General features: G+C 72.7%; 17 protein-coding genes. All 17 read left to right on the top strand.

Going from position 1 to position 16,161, the window contains the following annotated elements; genetic code table 11:
* Positions 1-16: 16 nt before the first annotated feature.
* The 17 genes from ACZ5D2_RS25385 (at position 17) to ACZ5D2_RS25305 (ending at position 16,086) form a co-directional block, all read left to right on the top strand.
* Positions 17-316, top strand: a complete 300-nt coding sequence (locus ACZ5D2_RS25385) for an SCO5918 family protein (RefSeq protein ID WP_468932217.1) — start codon at positions 17-19, stop codon at positions 314-316.
* 193 nt (positions 317-509) lie between these two features.
* Positions 510-848 (top strand): MerR family transcriptional regulator, encoded by a 339-nt coding sequence (locus tag ACZ5D2_RS25380; protein WP_371675944.1) that lies wholly within the window; start codon positions 510-512, stop codon positions 846-848.
* Between the two features lie 203 nt (positions 849-1,051).
* Positions 1,052-1,456, top strand: coding sequence for a hypothetical protein (locus ACZ5D2_RS25375; RefSeq protein WP_371675943.1), 405 nt, complete (start codon positions 1,052-1,054; stop codon positions 1,454-1,456).
* 252 nt (positions 1,457-1,708) lie between these two features.
* Complete coding sequence (locus ACZ5D2_RS25370) at positions 1,709-2,371, top strand: hydrolase (protein WP_371675942.1); 663 nt, start codon at positions 1,709-1,711, stop codon at positions 2,369-2,371.
* A 5-nt stretch (positions 2,372-2,376) separates the two neighbouring features.
* Positions 2,377-2,898: a DoxX family protein gene (locus ACZ5D2_RS25365; protein WP_371675941.1), complete on the top strand. Its 522-nt coding sequence runs from the start codon at positions 2,377-2,379 to the stop codon at positions 2,896-2,898.
* Between the two features lie 104 nt (positions 2,899-3,002).
* Positions 3,003-3,581 (top strand): Dps family protein, encoded by a 579-nt coding sequence (locus ACZ5D2_RS25360; RefSeq protein ID WP_468932211.1) that lies wholly within the window; start codon positions 3,003-3,005, stop codon positions 3,579-3,581.
* A complete protein-coding gene (locus tag ACZ5D2_RS25355) occupies positions 3,581-5,005 on the top strand; it encodes a dihydrolipoyl dehydrogenase family protein (protein WP_371675939.1) in 1,425 nt (474 codons plus the stop codon). Before ACZ5D2_RS25360 ends, ACZ5D2_RS25355 begins: the two co-directional genes overlap by 1 nt.
* A 115-nt stretch (positions 5,006-5,120) precedes the next feature.
* Positions 5,121-5,252, top strand: coding sequence for a hypothetical protein (locus ACZ5D2_RS25350; RefSeq protein WP_468932208.1), 132 nt, complete (start codon positions 5,121-5,123; stop codon positions 5,250-5,252).
* The gene (locus ACZ5D2_RS25345; RefSeq protein WP_468932205.1) at positions 5,249-6,196 is read left to right on the top strand and encodes an alpha/beta hydrolase; all 948 of its coding nucleotides are present in this window, start codon (positions 5,249-5,251) and stop codon (positions 6,194-6,196) included. Before ACZ5D2_RS25350 ends, ACZ5D2_RS25345 begins: the two co-directional genes overlap by 4 nt.
* A complete protein-coding gene (locus ACZ5D2_RS25340; protein ID WP_468932202.1) occupies positions 6,193-8,109 on the top strand; it encodes an amidohydrolase in 1,917 nt (638 codons plus the stop codon). Before ACZ5D2_RS25345 ends, ACZ5D2_RS25340 begins: the two co-directional genes overlap by 4 nt.
* Positions 8,110-8,125: 16 nt before the next feature.
* Positions 8,126-8,863, top strand: a complete 738-nt coding sequence (locus tag ACZ5D2_RS25335; protein WP_468932199.1) for a GPR1/FUN34/YaaH family transporter — start codon at positions 8,126-8,128, stop codon at positions 8,861-8,863.
* 45 nt (positions 8,864-8,908) lie between these two features.
* Entirely contained in the window at positions 8,909-9,238 is a 330-nt protein-coding gene (locus ACZ5D2_RS25330; protein WP_468932196.1) for a GNAT family N-acetyltransferase, read from the top strand.
* A 65-nt stretch (positions 9,239-9,303) separates the two neighbouring features.
* Positions 9,304-10,029: an alpha/beta fold hydrolase gene (locus ACZ5D2_RS25325; protein WP_468932193.1), complete on the top strand. Its 726-nt coding sequence runs from the start codon at positions 9,304-9,306 to the stop codon at positions 10,027-10,029.
* 102 nt (positions 10,030-10,131) lie between these two features.
* A complete protein-coding gene (locus ACZ5D2_RS25320) occupies positions 10,132-11,472 on the top strand; it encodes an ABC transporter substrate-binding protein (protein ID WP_371675933.1) in 1,341 nt (446 codons plus the stop codon).
* On the top strand, positions 11,472-12,437 hold the full coding sequence (locus ACZ5D2_RS25315; RefSeq protein WP_468932189.1) for a carbohydrate ABC transporter permease: 966 nt from the start codon (positions 11,472-11,474) through the stop codon (positions 12,435-12,437). Before ACZ5D2_RS25320 ends, ACZ5D2_RS25315 begins: the two co-directional genes overlap by 1 nt.
* Entirely contained in the window at positions 12,434-13,321 is an 888-nt protein-coding gene (locus ACZ5D2_RS25310; RefSeq protein WP_371675931.1) for a carbohydrate ABC transporter permease, read from the top strand. Before ACZ5D2_RS25315 ends, ACZ5D2_RS25310 begins: the two co-directional genes overlap by 4 nt.
* On the top strand, positions 13,318-16,086 hold the full coding sequence (locus ACZ5D2_RS25305) for an ATP-binding protein (protein ID WP_468932184.1): 2,769 nt from the start codon (positions 13,318-13,320) through the stop codon (positions 16,084-16,086). Before ACZ5D2_RS25310 ends, ACZ5D2_RS25305 begins: the two co-directional genes overlap by 4 nt.
* Positions 16,087-16,161 lie beyond the last annotated feature (75 nt).

The following is a 16,161-nucleotide window of genomic DNA, read 5'->3' as shown; positions in this document are numbered from 1 at the left end:
CCGTAAGTGAGGCATCATGCGCTGTGTCATCGCCCGGTTCCCGTTCGACCTCACCAAGGCCGGAGTGCTGGAATCGATGAAGGGGGTCAAGCCCGAAACCGTCGTGGGCGAATCGGTGGTCATCGGCCGTCGCGTCTACCCCGTCATGCAGGTGGGACAGGTCATCACCCGCCAGGACCGCCGCGACTTCAGCGCCGGCGAGGTCATCCGGGCCATGACCCAGCTCGGCTTCACCGTCCGCGGCCTGCCCGCGGCTCCCGGCGCGGCCCTGAGCCCGCTCCGGCAGGCGTCCGCGATGCTCGGCGTCTCCGTCTGAGCGGCGGCACGACACGGAAGGCCCCGACCGGCACCCCGCCGGTCGGGGCCTTCGCCGTGCGCGGCGTCCGCGAGCGCGGGCACCTGCCCGGGGGGAAACACACCATGGCCGACAGATGGTGTTGAATTTCCCCCGGGGCCCTGGCGCCGTACGGCACCAGGGCCCCTCGACGCGCTCCCAAGAAGAGGTGCAGATGACAGAGGACGACTCGCTCGGCGGCCGGCTGGACGACGATGACTACCCCGCCTACACGATGGGCAGGGCCGCCGAGCTGCTCGGCGCCACCCCCGGCTTCCTCCGTGCCATCGGCGAGGCCCGCCTGATCACCCCGCTCCGCTCGGAGGGCGGCCACCGCCGCTACTCCCGCTACCAGCTGCGCATCGCCGCCCGCGCCCGGGAACTCGTCGACCAGGGCATGCAGGTCGAGGCCGCCTGCCGCATCGTCATCCTCGAGGACCAGCTCGAAGAGGCCCAGCGCCTCAACGAGGAATTCCGCCGCGCCGCGGGCACACCACCCGACCCGTCCGACTGACCCGGCCGATGCGCTGCTCGGAGCGGCCCCTCACCACGTCCCCGAGAACCTTGCCCTTGCCCGGGAACGGGTGGCACATCACCTGCTGTGCCACCCGCCCCGTCGGCGGGCCGGGCGCCGCGTCTCATGCCGCTCGACGCCAGGGCAGACGGGCGAGGCTCGCGGGTGGTCCGTGCAAGGGTGTGGTCGGGCAGCATGGGGCGATGGACTTCGATCAGCCGCTGCCCCGCGAGGTGAAGGTCATCGATTCGGCCTCGCTGTTCGGGCTGGAGGAGCGGGCGTGTGACCTCGGCCTGAACCAGCGGCTGGACCCGGTGTGGGTGCGGGCGAATGCGGCTCCCGACGGTGCCCACTACCTGTGGCCGGCCCTGTGGAACAGCCTGTCCCACCGCCCGGACGTGCCACGTCAGCTGCGGTGCGAGCTGTTGATCACGCTGCGTCCGGGAGACCGCGTGAGGAGTCTGCTGGACGTGCTTCCCGGCGACTTCACCCCGCTGCCGAGGGTGACCTCACGCGAAGAAGGCATGCGGGTCAGCCGGCTCCTTGACCGCTCTCCTTCGGTCAGGGAGTGGCTACTGCGGGAAGGCCAGGGCTCGGACCTGCTGTGACGGGCGTCGCCGCGGAACTCTGATCGGCACTGTCGTAGTCCCCCAGGCCCGGCAGCACGGGCGGGCGGCGCACGCTGCTGGGCTGATGGCTTCCGGGGCCTGCCTGTCGGGTTCGCCTCCGGCTGTGTGCGCTGTCGTGTCAACTCCTGGGCGCAGGAGGTCAACGCGGCCGTTCGGGTCGCTCGTAGCGTGAAGAAGTGCCGGGCCGCGGAAGCGGCGGGCGCGCTTCCGATTGCTGCGAAAGGACCCCTCATGTTCGACATCAACCAGGTGCAGGCTGCCCCCGGCGCGGACCTTCTCACGCCCGACAACGCGGTCATGCTCTTCGTCGACCACCAGCCGCAGATGTTCTTCGGCACCGGCAGCGGCGATCGTGCCGCCATCATCAACAGCACCGTGGGTCTCGCCAAGGCGGCCAAGGCGTTCGATGTTCCGGCCGTCCTGACCACGGTCGCCGCCGAGTCGTTCTCCGGGCCCCTGCTGCCGCAGCTCGCCGAGGTGTTCCCCGGGAACGAGGTCATCGACCGCACCACCATGAACGCCTGGGAGGACGAGGCGCTCGTGGCGGCGGTCAGGGCGACCGGGCGCAGGAAGATCGTCCTGGCCGGCCTGTGGACCGAGGTCTGCCTGGTGCTGCCCGCGCTCTCGGCGCTGGAGCAGGGGTACGAGGTGTACGTCGTGACCGATGCCTCCGGGGGCGTCAGCCCGGCCGCCCACGAGCACGCGCTGCAGCGGATGATCGCCGCCGGCGCGGTCCCGGTGACCTGGGTCCAGGTCCTCCTGGAGCTGCAGCGCGACTGGGCGCGCCAGGAGACGTACGGCGCGGTCATGGAGATCGTCAAGGCCCACGCGGGCGCGTACGGCCTGGGTGTCGTGTACGCGCAGAGCGTCATCGGCGCGCACGCGGCGGGCTGACCCCCGTGGACACCGGCATTCTGATCCTGCGTCTGCTGGTGGGACTGCTCGTCGCCGGGCACGGTGTGCAGAAGGTCAGCTCGCACCTGGGCGGCAAGGGACTCAAGGGCGGTAGCGAGGAGTTCCGCGCCGACGGCTTCCGCGGCGGTGCCCTCACCGCCCTGGCGGCGGGCGGCGGTCAGATCGGATCGGGCCTGCTGCTCGCCGTCGGCCTCCTGACCCCGCTCGCCGCGACCGGGGCCATCGGGGTCATGACGGTCGCGCTCACCGTGAAACGGCGCCACGGGCTCTGGGTGCAGAACGACGGATACGAGTACCCACTCGTCCTCATCGGCACCGCCGCCGCCCTCGCCGCCGCCGGCCCCGGCGCCTGGTCCCTCGACGCGGCCCTCGGCCTCACGCCCTACCCGCTGTGGTGGGCCGCCCTCGCGCTCGTGGCCGGCCTGGGCAGCGGACTCCTCACCCGGCTCGTCCTGCACCGGCGGGCCCCGGCGGCGCCGCACGCCGCCGCCCCCGGCAGGCGCTGAGCGCTGAGCGTTCAGCGCGAGCCGCGCAGACCGGGTCCGGCCGCCCGCGTACCCCCGGCCGGGCGGCCGGGCCCTTCCCACTCCCTCCCGAGCAGGAGCACCCGATGGACACACTCACGACCCCGCACGGCGGCGGCCAGCCGCTTCTGCACCAGAAGGGCGCCGAGACCCAGGCGTTCGGCACGCTCAAGCAGTTGCCGATCGGCCTCGGCCACGACACGCGCATGTACGGCTGCCAGCGGCTGAACCGCGTCCTCGCCGACACGCAGATCCTGTACTCCCTCTACAAGAAGCACCACTGGCTCATGCGCGGGGCGACCTTCTACTCGCTCCACCTGATGCTGGACAAGCACGCAGAGGCCCAACTGGCCATCGTGGACGCGCTGGCCGAGCGGGTCCAGAGCCTCGGCGGCGTCGCCGTCGGGGATCCTCGCCACGTCGCGGAGCTGACCGCGATCCCCCGGCCGCCGGACGGCGTCGAGCCGGTGCCCGTCATGCTGTCGAGGCTCCTCGACGGGCACGAGCGGATCCTGATCGACGCCCGGGACGCCGCCGCCCGGCTCACCGGGGAGGGCGACGAGGGCAGCGCCGACCTCCTCGTCTCGGATGTCATCCGGACCGGCGAGGCGCAGGTGTGGTTCCTGGCCGAGCACCTCGTGGACACCCCCCTGGTGCACGGCTGATGGACACGTACGACGTCGTCGTGGTCGGCGGCGGTCCGGCCGGCGAGGTCGTCGCCGGCCGGACCGTCCGGTCGGGGCTGACCGCCGTCGTGGTCGAGGCCGAGGCGGTCGGCGGCGAGTGCTCCTACCGTGCCTGCGTGCCGAGCAAGGCCCTGCTGCGACCCGGCACCGCCCGAGCGGCGGCCCGCTCGGTGGACGGTGCCCGGCAGGCGGTCACGGCGGCACTCGACCCGGCGCGCGTCCTGGCCCGCCGTGACCGCTTCACCGGGCGCGGCGACGACACCGGCCAGGCCGACTGGCTCGACGGTGCGGGCATCGCGCTCGTACGGGGGCACGGACGGCTCGCCGGCGAGCGCCGGGTGGAGGTGACCGGGGCCGACGGCACGGTCCGTACCCTGCGCGCCCGGCGCGCGGTCGTGGTCTGCACCGGCACGGAACCCGCCCTTCCGCCGGTCGAAGGGCTCGACCGGATCGGTGTGTGGACCAGCCGGCAGGCCACCACGGCCGACGCGGTGCCCGAGCGGCTCGTCGTCATCGGCGGGGGAGTGGTGGCCTGCGAGATGGCCACCGCATGGCGCTCGCTCGGTTCCTCCGTCACTCTGCTGGTCCGCGACCAGGCCCTGCTGACCGGGTGGGAGCCGTGTGCCGGCGAAGAGGTCACCCGGGGGCTGGGCGATCTGGGCGTCACGATCCGTTTCGGGGCGTCGGCCGTCCGGGTCACCCGCGGCGCCGACACCCGCACGGTGACCGTGAACACCGACGACGGCACCGCCCTCGTCTGCGACGAGGTCCTCGCCGCAGTGGGCCGGCGCCCGCGCACGGCGGACCTCGGCCTGGGCTCCGTCGGTCTGCCCGCAGGCGACTGGCTCCCGGTCGACGACACCTGCCGGGTCACCGCGGTCGGCGGCGAATGGCTCTATGCCGTCGGCGACGTGAACCACCGTGCGCCGCTGACCCACATGGCCAAGTACCAGGCCCGCGCCTGCGCGGCGGCGATCGCCGAGCGAGCCGCGGGGCGCCCGGCCGTCACCGGCGGCCGGCAGCCGTGGAGCGCGGAGGCCGACCACGTCGCCGTCCCGCAGGCCGTCTTCACCCGCCCCGAAGTCGCGAGCGTCGGTCTCACGGAACGCGCGGCGCGCGAAGCGGGTCTCGCGGTACGCACGGTGGAGTACCGCATCGACGACGTCGCAGGGGCCGCGCTCTACGCGGACGACTACCGCGGCCTCGCCAAGCTCGTCGTCGACGAGACCCGACGGGTCGTCGTCGGCTGCACACTCACCGGCCCGATGGCGGCCGAACTCGTCCACACGGCCACCGTGGCCATCGTGGGCGAGGTCCCCCTGGAGCGTCTGTGGCACGCCGTGCCCGCCTTCCCGACGGTGAGCGAGGTCTGGCTCCGGCTCCTGGAGGCGTACGGCCTCTGAGGCGAGGTCCCGTCCGCTCGTCCGGCGCGCCCCTCCCGCTCACCCTGCGCGCCCCCCGACCGGCGCCCCCCGACCGACCGAGGCCGCCCGAACGCTTCACCCGAAAAGAAACCTCATGCATCCCACGAGACGCACCCTCGCCCTCGCCCTGCCGGCCCCGGTGGCCGCGCTGACGGGCGCTGCCCCCGCCGTACCCGCGAGCCTCCCGGCCGCCGCCACCGGCACCCAGAAGGAGAAACCCTCATGACAAACCGTCCGGTCCTCGAACCCGCCGCCCGGGCCTTCGCCGACGCCACCGCCCAGCCGCCGTACCTCTACCAGATCCCCGTCGCCGAAGGCCGTAAGGCCGTGGACGACGTCCAGAGCGGCGAGGGCGTTCCCCTGCCCGACGTCGACGAGGAGTGGATCACCGTTCACGGCGGCCCGGCCGGCGACGTCCGCGCCCGGATCGTCCGCCCGCGCCACGCCACCGGCCCGCTCCCCGTCATCCTCTACATCCACGGCGCCGGCTGGGTCTTCGGCAACGCCCACACCCACGACCGGCTCGTCCGCGAACTGGCCGTCGGCACGGGGGCGGCCGTGGTGTTCCCCGAGTACGACCTCTCGCCCGAGGCGCGCTATCCCGTCGCGATCGAGCAGAACTACGGCGTCGCCCAGTGGATCGCCCGCGAGGGCCACCACAAGGACCTCGACGGCACGCGGATCGCCGTCGCCGGCGACTCCGTCGGCATGAGCGCCGCCCTCACCCTCATGGCCAAGGGGCGCGGCGACGTCGCGCTCGTCCAGCAAGTCCTCTTCTACCCGGTCACGGACGCGAGTTTCGACACCGACTCGTACCACGAGTTCGCCGAGGGCCACTTCCTGCGCCGCGACGCCATGAAGTGGTTCTGGGACCAGTACACGACCGACGAGGCCGAGCGCGCCCAGATCACCGCCTCCCCGCTGCGCGCCTCCACCGAGCAGCTCACCGGCCTGCCGCCGGCCCTGGTCATCACCGCCGAGGCCGACGTCCTGCGCGACGAGGGCGAGGCGTACGCGGCGAAGCTGCGCGCCGCCGGAGTCCCCGTCACCGCCCTGCGCGTCCAGGGCGCCATCCACGACTTCGTCATGCTGAACGCGCTGCGCGGGACGCGGGCCGCTGAGCTCGCCCTCGGTCTCGCCACCGACACCCTGCGCGAGGCCCTCGCATGACCGGGCCGTCGACGACGAGCATGCCGGTGGCGGGCCTCGTCCCCGCCCCGCGGAGGGAACACGAGCACGCCGACCTCCTCGTCCGCAACGCCAAGGTGTTCACCGGCGACCCCGCCCGCCCCGAGGCCCGTGCCGTCGCCATCCGCGGCGGCCGGGTCGCGGCCCTCGGTGACGACCACGGCCTCGCCCACCTCGTCGGGCCGGGAACGAGGGTCGTCGACGCCCTGGGCCGCCGGGTGATCCCCGGCCTGAACGACTCGCACCTGCATGTCATCCGGGGCGGCCTGAACTACGTCCTGGAGCTGCGCTGGGACGGCGTACGAAGCCTCCGGCACGCCCTGGCGATGCTGCGCGAGCAGGCCGGCCGCACCCCCAGGGGGCAGTGGATCCGGGTGGTGGGCGGCTGGACCGCCGAACAGTTCGCCGAGCGCAGGATGCCGACCGTCGCCGAGCTGAACGCCGCCGCCCCCGACACCCCCGTCTTCGTCCTGCACCTGTACCAGTCGGCCCTGATGAACCGGGCCGCGGTGCGGGCAGCCGGATTCACCCGTGACACCCCGGATCCCCGCGGCGGGCAGATCGTACGGGGCCGGGACGGCGAACCCAACGGCGTTCTCCTCGCCGCGCCGAGCGCTCTCCTCCTGTACTCGACCCTGGCCAAGGCACCGGCTCTCGACGAGGACGACAAGCGGACGTCGACCCGTCACTTCCTGCGCGAACTGAACCGCTTCGGACTGACGTCCGCGGTCGACGCGGCCGGCGGGTTCCAGAACTTCCCCGACAACTACGCCACGGTCGCCGACCTCGCCGGGTCGGGGGAACTGACCCTGCGGATCGCCTACCACCTCTTCCCGCAGACGGCCGGGCAGGAACTCGCCGACCTGACGCGCTGGACCGAGATGGTCAAGCCCGGGGACGGGGACGAGTGGCTCCGGCTGAACGGCGCGGGCGAGAACCTGACCTGGGCGGCCGCTGACTTCGAGAACTTCTCCGAGCCCCGGCCCGAGCTCGCCGCGGGCTACGAGGGCGAGTTCGAGAGCGCCGTCCGGCTCCTCCTGGAGAAGGGCTGGGGCTTCCGGCTCCACGCGACCTACGACGAGACGATCCGCCGCGACCTGGCCGTCTTCGAGAAGCTCGCCGCGGAGGGGCTGTTCCCCGGCGGCAACCGCTGGCTCTTCGACCACGCGGAGACCGTCTCGGCCGGCAGCCTCGACCGGATCGCCGCCCTCGGCGGCGCCGTCTCGGTCCAGAACCGGATGTCCTTCCAGGGCGCCGCGTTCCTCGACCGCTACGGCGCCGGGGCCGCCGCCCACACCCCTCCGGTCCGGGCCATGCTCGACCGCGGTCTGACCGTCGCGGCCGGAACCGACGCCACCCGCGTCTCCTCGTACAACCCGTGGGTCGCACTCCACTGGCTCGTGACCGGGCGCACCGTCGGAGGCACCGCGCTCTATCCGGCGGGGAACCTGCTCGACCGCGAGACCGCCCTCGACCTCTATACCCGCGGGGGTGCCCGGCTCACCGGCGAGCAGGACGTCAAGGGAACCCTGCGGGAAGGCTCGTACGGCGACCTCGCCATCCTCTCCGACGACTTCCTCACCGTGCCCGAGGACGTCATTCCCGACATCGAGTCCGTCCTCACCGTCGTCGGCGGCCGCATCGTCTACGCGACCGCGGAGTACGGGGGTCTCGACGAGACGGTTCCGCCGGTGACCCCCGAGTGGAGCCCGGTGGCCCATTTCGGCGGCTACCAGTCGGGCCGGGAGGGCCGGGAGGGCCAGGGCGGCGCCTACCAGGCGTCACGCGTGGCCGAGGCCGTCGCCGAGTCCGAGCAGCACCGCCGCTGGCGCGTCGCGCGCGGCTCCGTTCCCGAGACGACGCCGTCCCTCGTCGACCCCTGCTTCGATCACTGAAAGAGAGACCCACTCGATGAACGCAGCCTCCCCCGTCGCCGACGGCGGCGACACCCCGCCAACCCAGCCGGACGTTCCCCCGGGACGCGGTTTCGAGCCGGACCTCCGGTCGATGACCCGGATCAACCTGCGTCCCATCGCCTCACCCATGCCGCTCGGCTTCTTCACGATAGCCATCGCTTCCGTGATGACGGGCTGCCTGCAGCTCGGTCTCTTCGACGAGGCGGCCCGCGCCGCCGTCGCCTTCACCGTGCTGCCGGCCTTCGTCCTCCAACTCCTGGTGAGCGTGCTGGCCTTCGGTGCCCGTGACGTGATCGCGGCGACGCTGATGGCGGTGTTCGCCGGCAGCTGGCTGCCCTACTCGCTCGTCATGCTCAGCGGCGCGGCCGACGGCCTTCAGGTCCTCGGCGTGTTCAACCTGGCGCTCCTTGGCTTCGGGGCGCTGATGACCGCCGTGACCCGGCCCAAGCGCGCGCTGTGGTTCGTGCTCGCGGTCTCCCTGCCCCGCTGGGCGGCCACCGGCCTCGCGGGCATCACCGGCGCCCAATGGCTGACCCGCACGTCCGGCGCGCTCGGCCTCGTGGTGGCGCTCGTCGCGATGTACACGGCGTTCGCCCTGATGCTCGAGGACATGCGCAGCGAGCAGGTCCTGCCCATCGGCCGCAGCGGCCCCGCCCACCTCGCCGTGGAAGGCGACCTGGCCGTCCAGCTCCGCGACCTGGAACGCCAGGCGGGCGTGCGCCGCACGCTCTGACCCGAACCCACCACCACGTCACACCACGACCGCACAGGAGCACCCATGGAACCCCAGGTGACGGACCGGCCCGAGAAGTCCCGGTACGAGATCCTCGTCGGCGACGCCGGTACCGAGACCGCGGGTACCGAGACCGCGGGCTTCGCCGAGTACCACCTCTCGGAGGGCGAGATCGCCTTCATCCACACCGAGACCGACAGCCGGTTCGCGGGCCGGGGCCTGGGCGGGCTGCTCGCCCGTGGGGCCCTTGACGACGCCCGGGACCGAGGGCTGCGCGTCCTGCCGTACTGCCCGTTCATCCGGGGCTGGATCGGCAAGCACCCCGAATACACCGACCTGGTGCCCGAGGCGCGGCGTGCCCGCTTCGGCCTGTGAAGCGCCGCGCATCCGCCTCCGGCACCTCCCACCCCATCCCGTTTCACGCACCCCGGAGTTCTCCCATGCCCCGACACGCCCGCCCCACCGTCGTCCTGGTCCACGGCGCCTTCGCCGACGCTTCCGGCTTCGCCCGCGTCGTCCCCGAACTGATCGCCGCCGGGCTGGACGTGGTGGCCCCCGCGGTGCCCAACCGCGGCCTCGTCGAGGACGCCGCGTACGTCGCCTCCGTGATCCGTGCCGTCGAAGGCCCCGTGATCCTGGTGGGGCACTCCTACGGCGGCGCCGTGATCACCCTCGCCGGGACGGAGGACAACGTCCGCGCATTGGTGTACCTCGCGGGATACGCGCTGGAGGAGGGCGAGAGCCTGGCCGAACTGCAGGGCCGCTTCCCCGACTCCGGCCTCGCCGACGCGCTCGTCCACACCCCGTTCCCGGTGGCCGGTTCCACCGAGAGCGGCACCGACGTCTCGGTGGCGGTCGACCGGTTCCCCGCCCTGTTCGCCGCGGACGTCGACCCCGGACTCGCCGCGGTGCTCGCCGTCTCCCAGCGCCCCCTGGCAGCACGTGCCTTCACGGAGGCGGCGCCGGTCGCCGCGTGGAAGACCAAGCCTTCGTGGGGCCTGGTCGCCTCCTCCGACCGCACGATCAACCCCGATGTGGAGCGCTACGGCTACGAGCGCGCCGGCATGACCACCGTCGAGGTCGACTCCTCCCACCTGGTCATGCTCGCCCGGCCCAAGGCCGTGGCGGAGCTGATCCAGGACGCGATCCGGTCCACCGCCCCATGACGTGATCGTTCGGAGTCGAACGATTAGTCGATGTTGTTCGAGCGCTGGTAGCTTCTGATCGCCCCGAGAACCCTTCGGCGGGCGATCGGAGGAGATGCACCCATGAGGTTCGGCGCGAGGCCCGCGCTCGCCGTCATCGCCCTCGCCGCCCTTGCCACCCTCGCCGCCGCCTGTGGTGTTCCGCAGGACGGCGCGTCGCCGTCGCACACCACCGCGGACTGCGGGCAGTACGCCCGGTACGGCAAGCACCCCGGCACCCAGGTCACCGTCTACGCGGAGAACCGGGACCGGGAGGCCGACCTGTTCGAAGAGACCTGGGCGGACTTCGCGCACTGCACGGGAATCGACGTCCAGTACGAGGGGGACGGGGAGTTCGAGGCCCAGATACAGGTCCGGGTCGACGGCGGGAATGCGCCCGACGTGGCGTTCTTCCCTCAGCCCGGCCTCCTGGAACGCTTCGCGCGGGCAGGGCAGCTCAAGCCCGCGAGCCCCGGGGTCGCGGCCCTCGCGAAGCAGGGCTGGTCGGCCGACTGGAACAGCTACGCGACCGTGGACGGCACCCTCTACGGCACGCCACTGGTCGCGAACGTGAAGTCGTTCGTCTGGTACTCCCCGAAGTTCTTCCGCGACAGGGGACTGAGCGTTCCCCGCACGTGGTCCGAGCTGATGGCCGTGACGGAGAAGGTCGCGGCGTCGGGCGTCAAGCCGTGGTGCGCGGGCATCGGGTCCGCCGACGCCACCGGCTGGCCCGTGACGGACTGGATCGAGGACGTCCTGCTGCGCCAGCAGGGCACGGACGTCTACGACCAGTGGGTCTCCCACAAGATCCCGTTCAACGATCCGCGCGTGATCAAGGCCATGGACACCGCGGGGTCCATCCTCAAGAACGACCGGTACGCCAACGGCGGTTTCGGTCCGGCCCGGTCGATGGCGTCGATCTCCTTCCAGGAAGCCGGCACACCGATTCTCCACGGCGACTGCGCGATGCACCGCCAGGCCTCGTTCTATGCCGATCTGTGGCCCAAGGGCACCCGGATCGGACCGGACGGGGACGTCTCCGCCTTCCTCCTGCCGGGGGACGACCCGGTCGACCACCCCGTACTGGGCGGTGGCGTGTTCACCGCGGCGTTCGCCGACCGCCCCGAGGTACGGGCGTTCCAGGAGTATCTGGCCTCGGCGGACTTCGCGAACGCGCGCATGAAGAAGGGCCCGTTCGTCTCGGCGAACAGGGGCGTGGATCCGGCGAACGCCGCGACCCCGGTCGACAGGCTCTCGATCCAGCTGCTCCAGGATCCCGGGACACGGTTCAGGTTCGACGGTTCGGACCTGATGCCGGCGTCGGTCGGCGCCGGGACGTTCTGGAAGGGAGCCGTCGACTGGATCGGCGGCGCGAGCTCCCGGCAGTTCGCCGACTCCGTCGAACGGTCCTGGCCCGGCCGCTGATGTCGTTCGACGCCGTCGCCCAGCAGCCCAAGCTGCTGTACCTGCTCCAGGGCGTCGCCGCCTTCGCGGCGGTGGTCTCCCTGATCCTGCTGGCGCTGCACCGGGGGCCGGGACGGAGCAGGGCCGCGGCCCTGCTCCTGCTGGCCCCCGCGCTGCTGCTGCTCACGATCGGTCTCCTCCTGCCCGGTCTGCGCACCCTGGCGCTGTCGTTCACCGACAGCGGGGGAGACGCGTGGGCCGGGTTCGACAACTACGAGTGGATGGTCACCGACCCTCGGGCGCTGGTGGCGCTGCGCAACACCCTGGCGTGGGTGGTGCTCGTGCCGCTGACGGCGACCGCGGTCGGTCTCCTCTACGCGGCGGCCGTCGTACGCTCGCGTTTCAGAGCGTTCGCGCTGTCCCTCGTCCTGACGCCGATGGCGATCTCCTCCGTCGGCGCGGGTGTCGTCTGGAAGTTCGTCTATGCCTACCGTCCCGCGGAGGGCGGGCAGATCGGGCTGCTGAACCAGCTCGTCGTCGCCCTCGGCGGCGAACCGCGGCAATGGCTCGCCGACCCTCCCTGGAACGTCCTGTTCCTCATCGTGGCGATGGTGTGGACACAGGCGGGCTTCGCGGCCGTCCTGCTGGCCGGCGCGATCAGGGCCGTTCCCGGTGAGCTGACGGAGGCGGCCCGACTCGACGGTGCGTCCCCCCGGCAGATCTTCTGGCGGATCACCATGCCGTCGATCAGGCCCACGCTGCTCGTCGTGGTCCTCGCCCAGGCGATCGGCACCTTCAAGGCCTTCGACATCGTCAAGACCATGACCGGTGGACAGTTCGGCACGGGCGTCATCGCCCACGAGATGTACGACCAGGCCTTCCGCTACGGCGAGACGGGCCGCGGTGCGGCGCTCGCCGTACTCCTCTTCGTCCTCGTCATCCCCTTCGTCGCCCACCCGGTCCGGGCGCGGCGGAGGGCGGGGTGAACGGCGTCCGGGAACGTCTTGCCTCCCGCGCCCTCACGTCGGTCGCCGTGGTGATCGCGGTCTTCTGGACGACGCCGACCCTCGGTCTCCTGCTCTCCTCCTTCCGCCCCGAGGAGGAGATCAAGACGACGGGCTGGTGGACGCTGTTCGGCACGCCCCACCTCACGCTCGACAACTACGGCGAGGTGCTGTCCGGCGGCGGCAACGGGTCGGGGCGGCTCGTGGAGTACCTCGTCAACTCCGTCGTCATCACCCTTCCCTCGGTGCTGTTCCCGCTGGTCCTGGCCTTCTTCGCGGCGTACGCCCTGGCCTGGATCGACTTCAGGGGACGGGACGCGCTCGTCGTCGGTATCTTCGCCCTCCAGGCCGTGCCGCTCCAGATGGCGCTCGTCCCTCTCCTGAGGCTCTTCTCCCGGGGCTGGCTGTTCCTGCCCGCGTGGCACCTCACCGGCCCCGCGCGGTTCGGCCAGGTCTGGTTCGCCCACACGGTCTTCGCGCTGCCGTTCGCGGTGTTCCTCCTGCACAACTTCCTGGCAGGGCTGCCCCGGGACCTGATCGAAGCCGCCCGCGTCGACGGCGCGTCGCACGGGACGCTGCTGCTCCGGATCGTGCTGCCCCTGACCCGCCCGGCCCTGGTCACCTTCGCGGTCATCCAGTTCATCTGGGTCTGGAACGACCTCCTCGTGGCACTGACGCTGTCCGGCGGAACGGCCGAGACCGCACCGGTGACGGTCAGACTGGCGAGCATGGCCGGGACGTACGGCAACGAGTGGCAGCGGCTCACCGCGGGTGCCTTCGTGGCGGCGTTCGTCCCGCTGCTCGTCTTCTTCTGCCTCCGGCGGCACTTCGCACGGGGACTGCTGGCCGGATCGGTCAAGGGATGAGCTCCGACCGGACCGGGGCAGAACGCGTGGCGGCGCCCGGGAGCGAGGGGTCGAGCCGGCCCGGGCTGAGGGGCCGCGAAGCCGAGCTGGAGCGGCTGCGCGCCCTGGTCGAGGCGGTGCGCGACGGCGAGGGCGGAGCGATCGCGGTCCTCCTGGGCGAGCCCGGGATCGGGAAGACCGTACTGCTGCAGGAGACCGTCTCGATCGCACGGGCCCATGGATTCCTCGTCAGCCATGGACGCGCCGAGGAACTGCACGAGCTGGCACCCCTCGCCTCACTGGCCTCGGGTCTCCTGCACGGTGACCCGCCCCTGCTGGCCCGTACGGACTTCGCAGACCTCGCCGGCCACCACGACCAGCGCATCTGGCTCGTCGAACGGCTGGCCCAGCTGATCGAGGAGCGCTCGGCGGGCACGCCCGTACTGATCGCGGTCGACGACGTCCAATGGGCCGACCCGCTGAGCCGGTTCGCCCTGAGCGTCATGCCGGCACGGCTGCTCGGCTCCCCGGTCCTGTGGCTGCTCGCGGGCAGGAACGACCCGGAACTGTACGGGCACGGGCCGCGGACGACGACCCTCCCCCTGCGGCCGCTGTCCGGGACGGCCTTGGCCGAGCTGGCACGCGACATCCTCGGCGCTGACCTGCCCGCGCAGGTCGAGGAACTCCTCGACGGGGCCGGAGGCAATCCCTTCCTCGCGGCCGAGATGCTCTCGGGCATCGCGGCATCGGGCGCGGACCGGCCGGAACCGCCCGAGCGGCTGGTCCTGGGCGTACGCGGCCGACTGGCCGACCTCCGGCCGGACACCCTCCACTTCCTGCGGATCGGCTCGGTACTCGGCCGCGCGTTCTCGCTCGCGGACGCCGCCGCCCTGTGCGGCCGGCCCGCCTCCGGACTCAGCACCGAAGTGGACGAGGCGATCGCAGCCGCCCTCCTCCACGACGACGGCGAACGCCTCCTGTTCCGCCACGACCTGCTCCGCCAGGCGGTGTACGCCGACCTCGCCCCCTCCGTACGCCGGGCGCTGCACCGGGAGGCCGCGAGCCGGCTCGTCGCGGCGGGCCGGAGCTCCGGCGACGCGGTCCCGCATCTGCTGAAGAGCGCCGAACCCGGCGACCTGGAGGCGGTCGGGCTGCTCGGCACGGCCGCCCAGGACGTGATCGCCGTGATGCCCGACCTCGCCGCCGACCTGGCCGTACGCGCCCTGGAACTCGTACCGGCCCACGCGCCCATGCTGTTCGACGTGGGAGAACGGGCCGTCGTCGCGCTGACCCGCGCGGGCCGGTACACCCGGGCACGGGCCACCGGCGACGCGCTGCTCGCCCGGCAGCCGCCCCTGGACGTCTTCGCCCGTCTGCAGTCCGTACTCGGCGACACCCTGTGGCACCTCGACGACGTCCACGAGCTGACCCGCCGCTCGACGGCAGCGCTGGCAGCCGTCACCGACCCGGCGATCCGCGCCCGGCTCACCGCCCGGCAGGCCCTGGCCCGGTCCCGCGGGAGCGACCTCGGGGCCGCCCGCGAGACCGGCGAACGAGCGCTCGCCGAGGCGGAGCGGGCCGGTGACCGGGAGGCCCGCGTCCTCGCGCTCTGGGGCCTCGGCGAGATCGCGCTCAACGCCGGCGACTGCGCCGCCGCCGTCGAACACCACACGGTCCTGAGCGTGTTCGACACGGCCTTCCTCCCCGAGGAGGCCGTCGCCCGGATCCACATCGACGACTTCGAGACCGTACGGCGACTGCTCCGGACCGCGGGCGACGCTCCCCTGCGCCCCGCGATGCTGATCTGGGCCCAGGGAACCCTGAACATGGGACTCGGCCGGCTCGACGACGCGGACGCCGACTTCGTCACCGCCGAGCGGCTCGAAGCGGACCTCCACGTGCCCGGCAACCTGGTCAACATCCGCGTCAACCGCGGTCTCCTCGCGATGCTGCGCGGCGACCGCGAAGCCGCGCGGGAACACCTGGACGTCGTGAGGGCGACCGTGGCCGACCGGCCGAACACGGGCAACCACGCCACGCACCGGTACTTCGAGGCCGTCGTCGCGGATTCCGACGGCGACCACGCGGCAGCGGCCGAACTGGTCCGGTCCGTACAGAGGGACCACCCCTTCCTCCGGTGGCGGCTCCTGCGCCCCCATGTCGTCCAGGCCGTGCGGATCGCCCTGCGCGGCGGGGACCGGAAGCTGGCCGAGGACCTCGCCGCCCAGGCCGCCGAACACGCCGCCCGCCACCCCACCGTGCCGACCGCCCAGGGGACGGCCTCCCACGCGGCCGCCCTGGTGAACGCCGACCACGGACTCCTGGAGCGGGCGGTCCGCATCCTCCTCAGCGGCCCCCGGCCGCTGCCTCTCGCCGCGGCGTCCGCCGACCTCGGGCGCGCGCTGCTGACCTTGGGTGAAGCCGCTGCGACACCTGCCCTGACCAGGGCGTACGACATCTACGCCCAGGCGGGGGCCGACGCCGAGGCCGACCGGGTCCGGGCCGCACTGGAACGGGCCACAAGCCGCCCCGGCCGGCGCACCGGACACCTGCGGCCACGCGCCGACCAGGGGTGGGACGCGCTCACGGCCTCGGAACGCAAGGTGGCCCGGTTGATCGCCGCGGGCCACACCAACCGGTCGGCCGCTGAGGCCCTCGTCGTCTCCCCGCACACGGTCAGCACCCATCTGGCGTCGATCTTCCGCAAGCTCGCGGTGCGCTCGCGGGTCCACCTGGCCCGGATCGTCCTCGCGGAGGACGACGCCGCAACGGCCACCGGCGGTTGAGCGACCTCTGCGCCCCCGTGCCAGGTGTGGTGCGCGGTACGGCAACAGGAGGTGCGGGACCGGTCCTAGCGTGAC

It is taken from the genome of Streptomyces sp. NPDC031479 (assembly GCF_055581065.1).
This window is presented reverse-complemented; position numbering and strand designations above follow the sequence as displayed.

What these genes read in the sequence shown, in the direction of transcription:
- ACZ5D2_RS25385 (WP_468932217.1), top strand. Translation starts at nt 17, where the DNA reads ATGCGCTGTGTCATCGCCCGGTTCCCGTTCGACCTCACCAAGGCCGGA.
- ACZ5D2_RS25380 (WP_371675944.1), top strand. Translation starts at nt 510, where the DNA reads ATGACAGAGGACGACTCGCTCGGCGGCCGGCTGGACGACGATGACTAC.
- ACZ5D2_RS25375 (WP_371675943.1), top strand. Translation starts at nt 1,052, where the DNA reads ATGGACTTCGATCAGCCGCTGCCCCGCGAGGTGAAGGTCATCGATTCG.
- ACZ5D2_RS25370 (WP_371675942.1), top strand. Translation starts at nt 1,709, where the DNA reads ATGTTCGACATCAACCAGGTGCAGGCTGCCCCCGGCGCGGACCTTCTC.
- ACZ5D2_RS25360 (WP_468932211.1), top strand. Translation starts at nt 3,003, where the DNA reads ATGGACACACTCACGACCCCGCACGGCGGCGGCCAGCCGCTTCTGCAC.
- ACZ5D2_RS25355 (WP_371675939.1), top strand. Translation starts at nt 3,581, where the DNA reads ATGGACACGTACGACGTCGTCGTGGTCGGCGGCGGTCCGGCCGGCGAG.
- ACZ5D2_RS25350 (WP_468932208.1), top strand. Translation starts at nt 5,121, where the DNA reads ATGCATCCCACGAGACGCACCCTCGCCCTCGCCCTGCCGGCCCCGGTG.
- ACZ5D2_RS25345 (WP_468932205.1), top strand. Translation starts at nt 5,249, where the DNA reads ATGACAAACCGTCCGGTCCTCGAACCCGCCGCCCGGGCCTTCGCCGAC.
- ACZ5D2_RS25340 (WP_468932202.1), top strand. Translation starts at nt 6,193, where the DNA reads ATGACCGGGCCGTCGACGACGAGCATGCCGGTGGCGGGCCTCGTCCCC.
- ACZ5D2_RS25335 (WP_468932199.1), top strand. Translation starts at nt 8,126, where the DNA reads ATGAACGCAGCCTCCCCCGTCGCCGACGGCGGCGACACCCCGCCAACC.
- ACZ5D2_RS25330 (WP_468932196.1), top strand. Translation starts at nt 8,909, where the DNA reads ATGGAACCCCAGGTGACGGACCGGCCCGAGAAGTCCCGGTACGAGATC.
- ACZ5D2_RS25325 (WP_468932193.1), top strand. Translation starts at nt 9,304, where the DNA reads ATGCCCCGACACGCCCGCCCCACCGTCGTCCTGGTCCACGGCGCCTTC.
- ACZ5D2_RS25320 (WP_371675933.1), top strand. Translation starts at nt 10,132, where the DNA reads ATGAGGTTCGGCGCGAGGCCCGCGCTCGCCGTCATCGCCCTCGCCGCC.
- ACZ5D2_RS25315 (WP_468932189.1), top strand. Translation starts at nt 11,472, where the DNA reads ATGTCGTTCGACGCCGTCGCCCAGCAGCCCAAGCTGCTGTACCTGCTC.
- ACZ5D2_RS25305 (WP_468932184.1), top strand. Translation starts at nt 13,318, where the DNA reads ATGAGCTCCGACCGGACCGGGGCAGAACGCGTGGCGGCGCCCGGGAGC.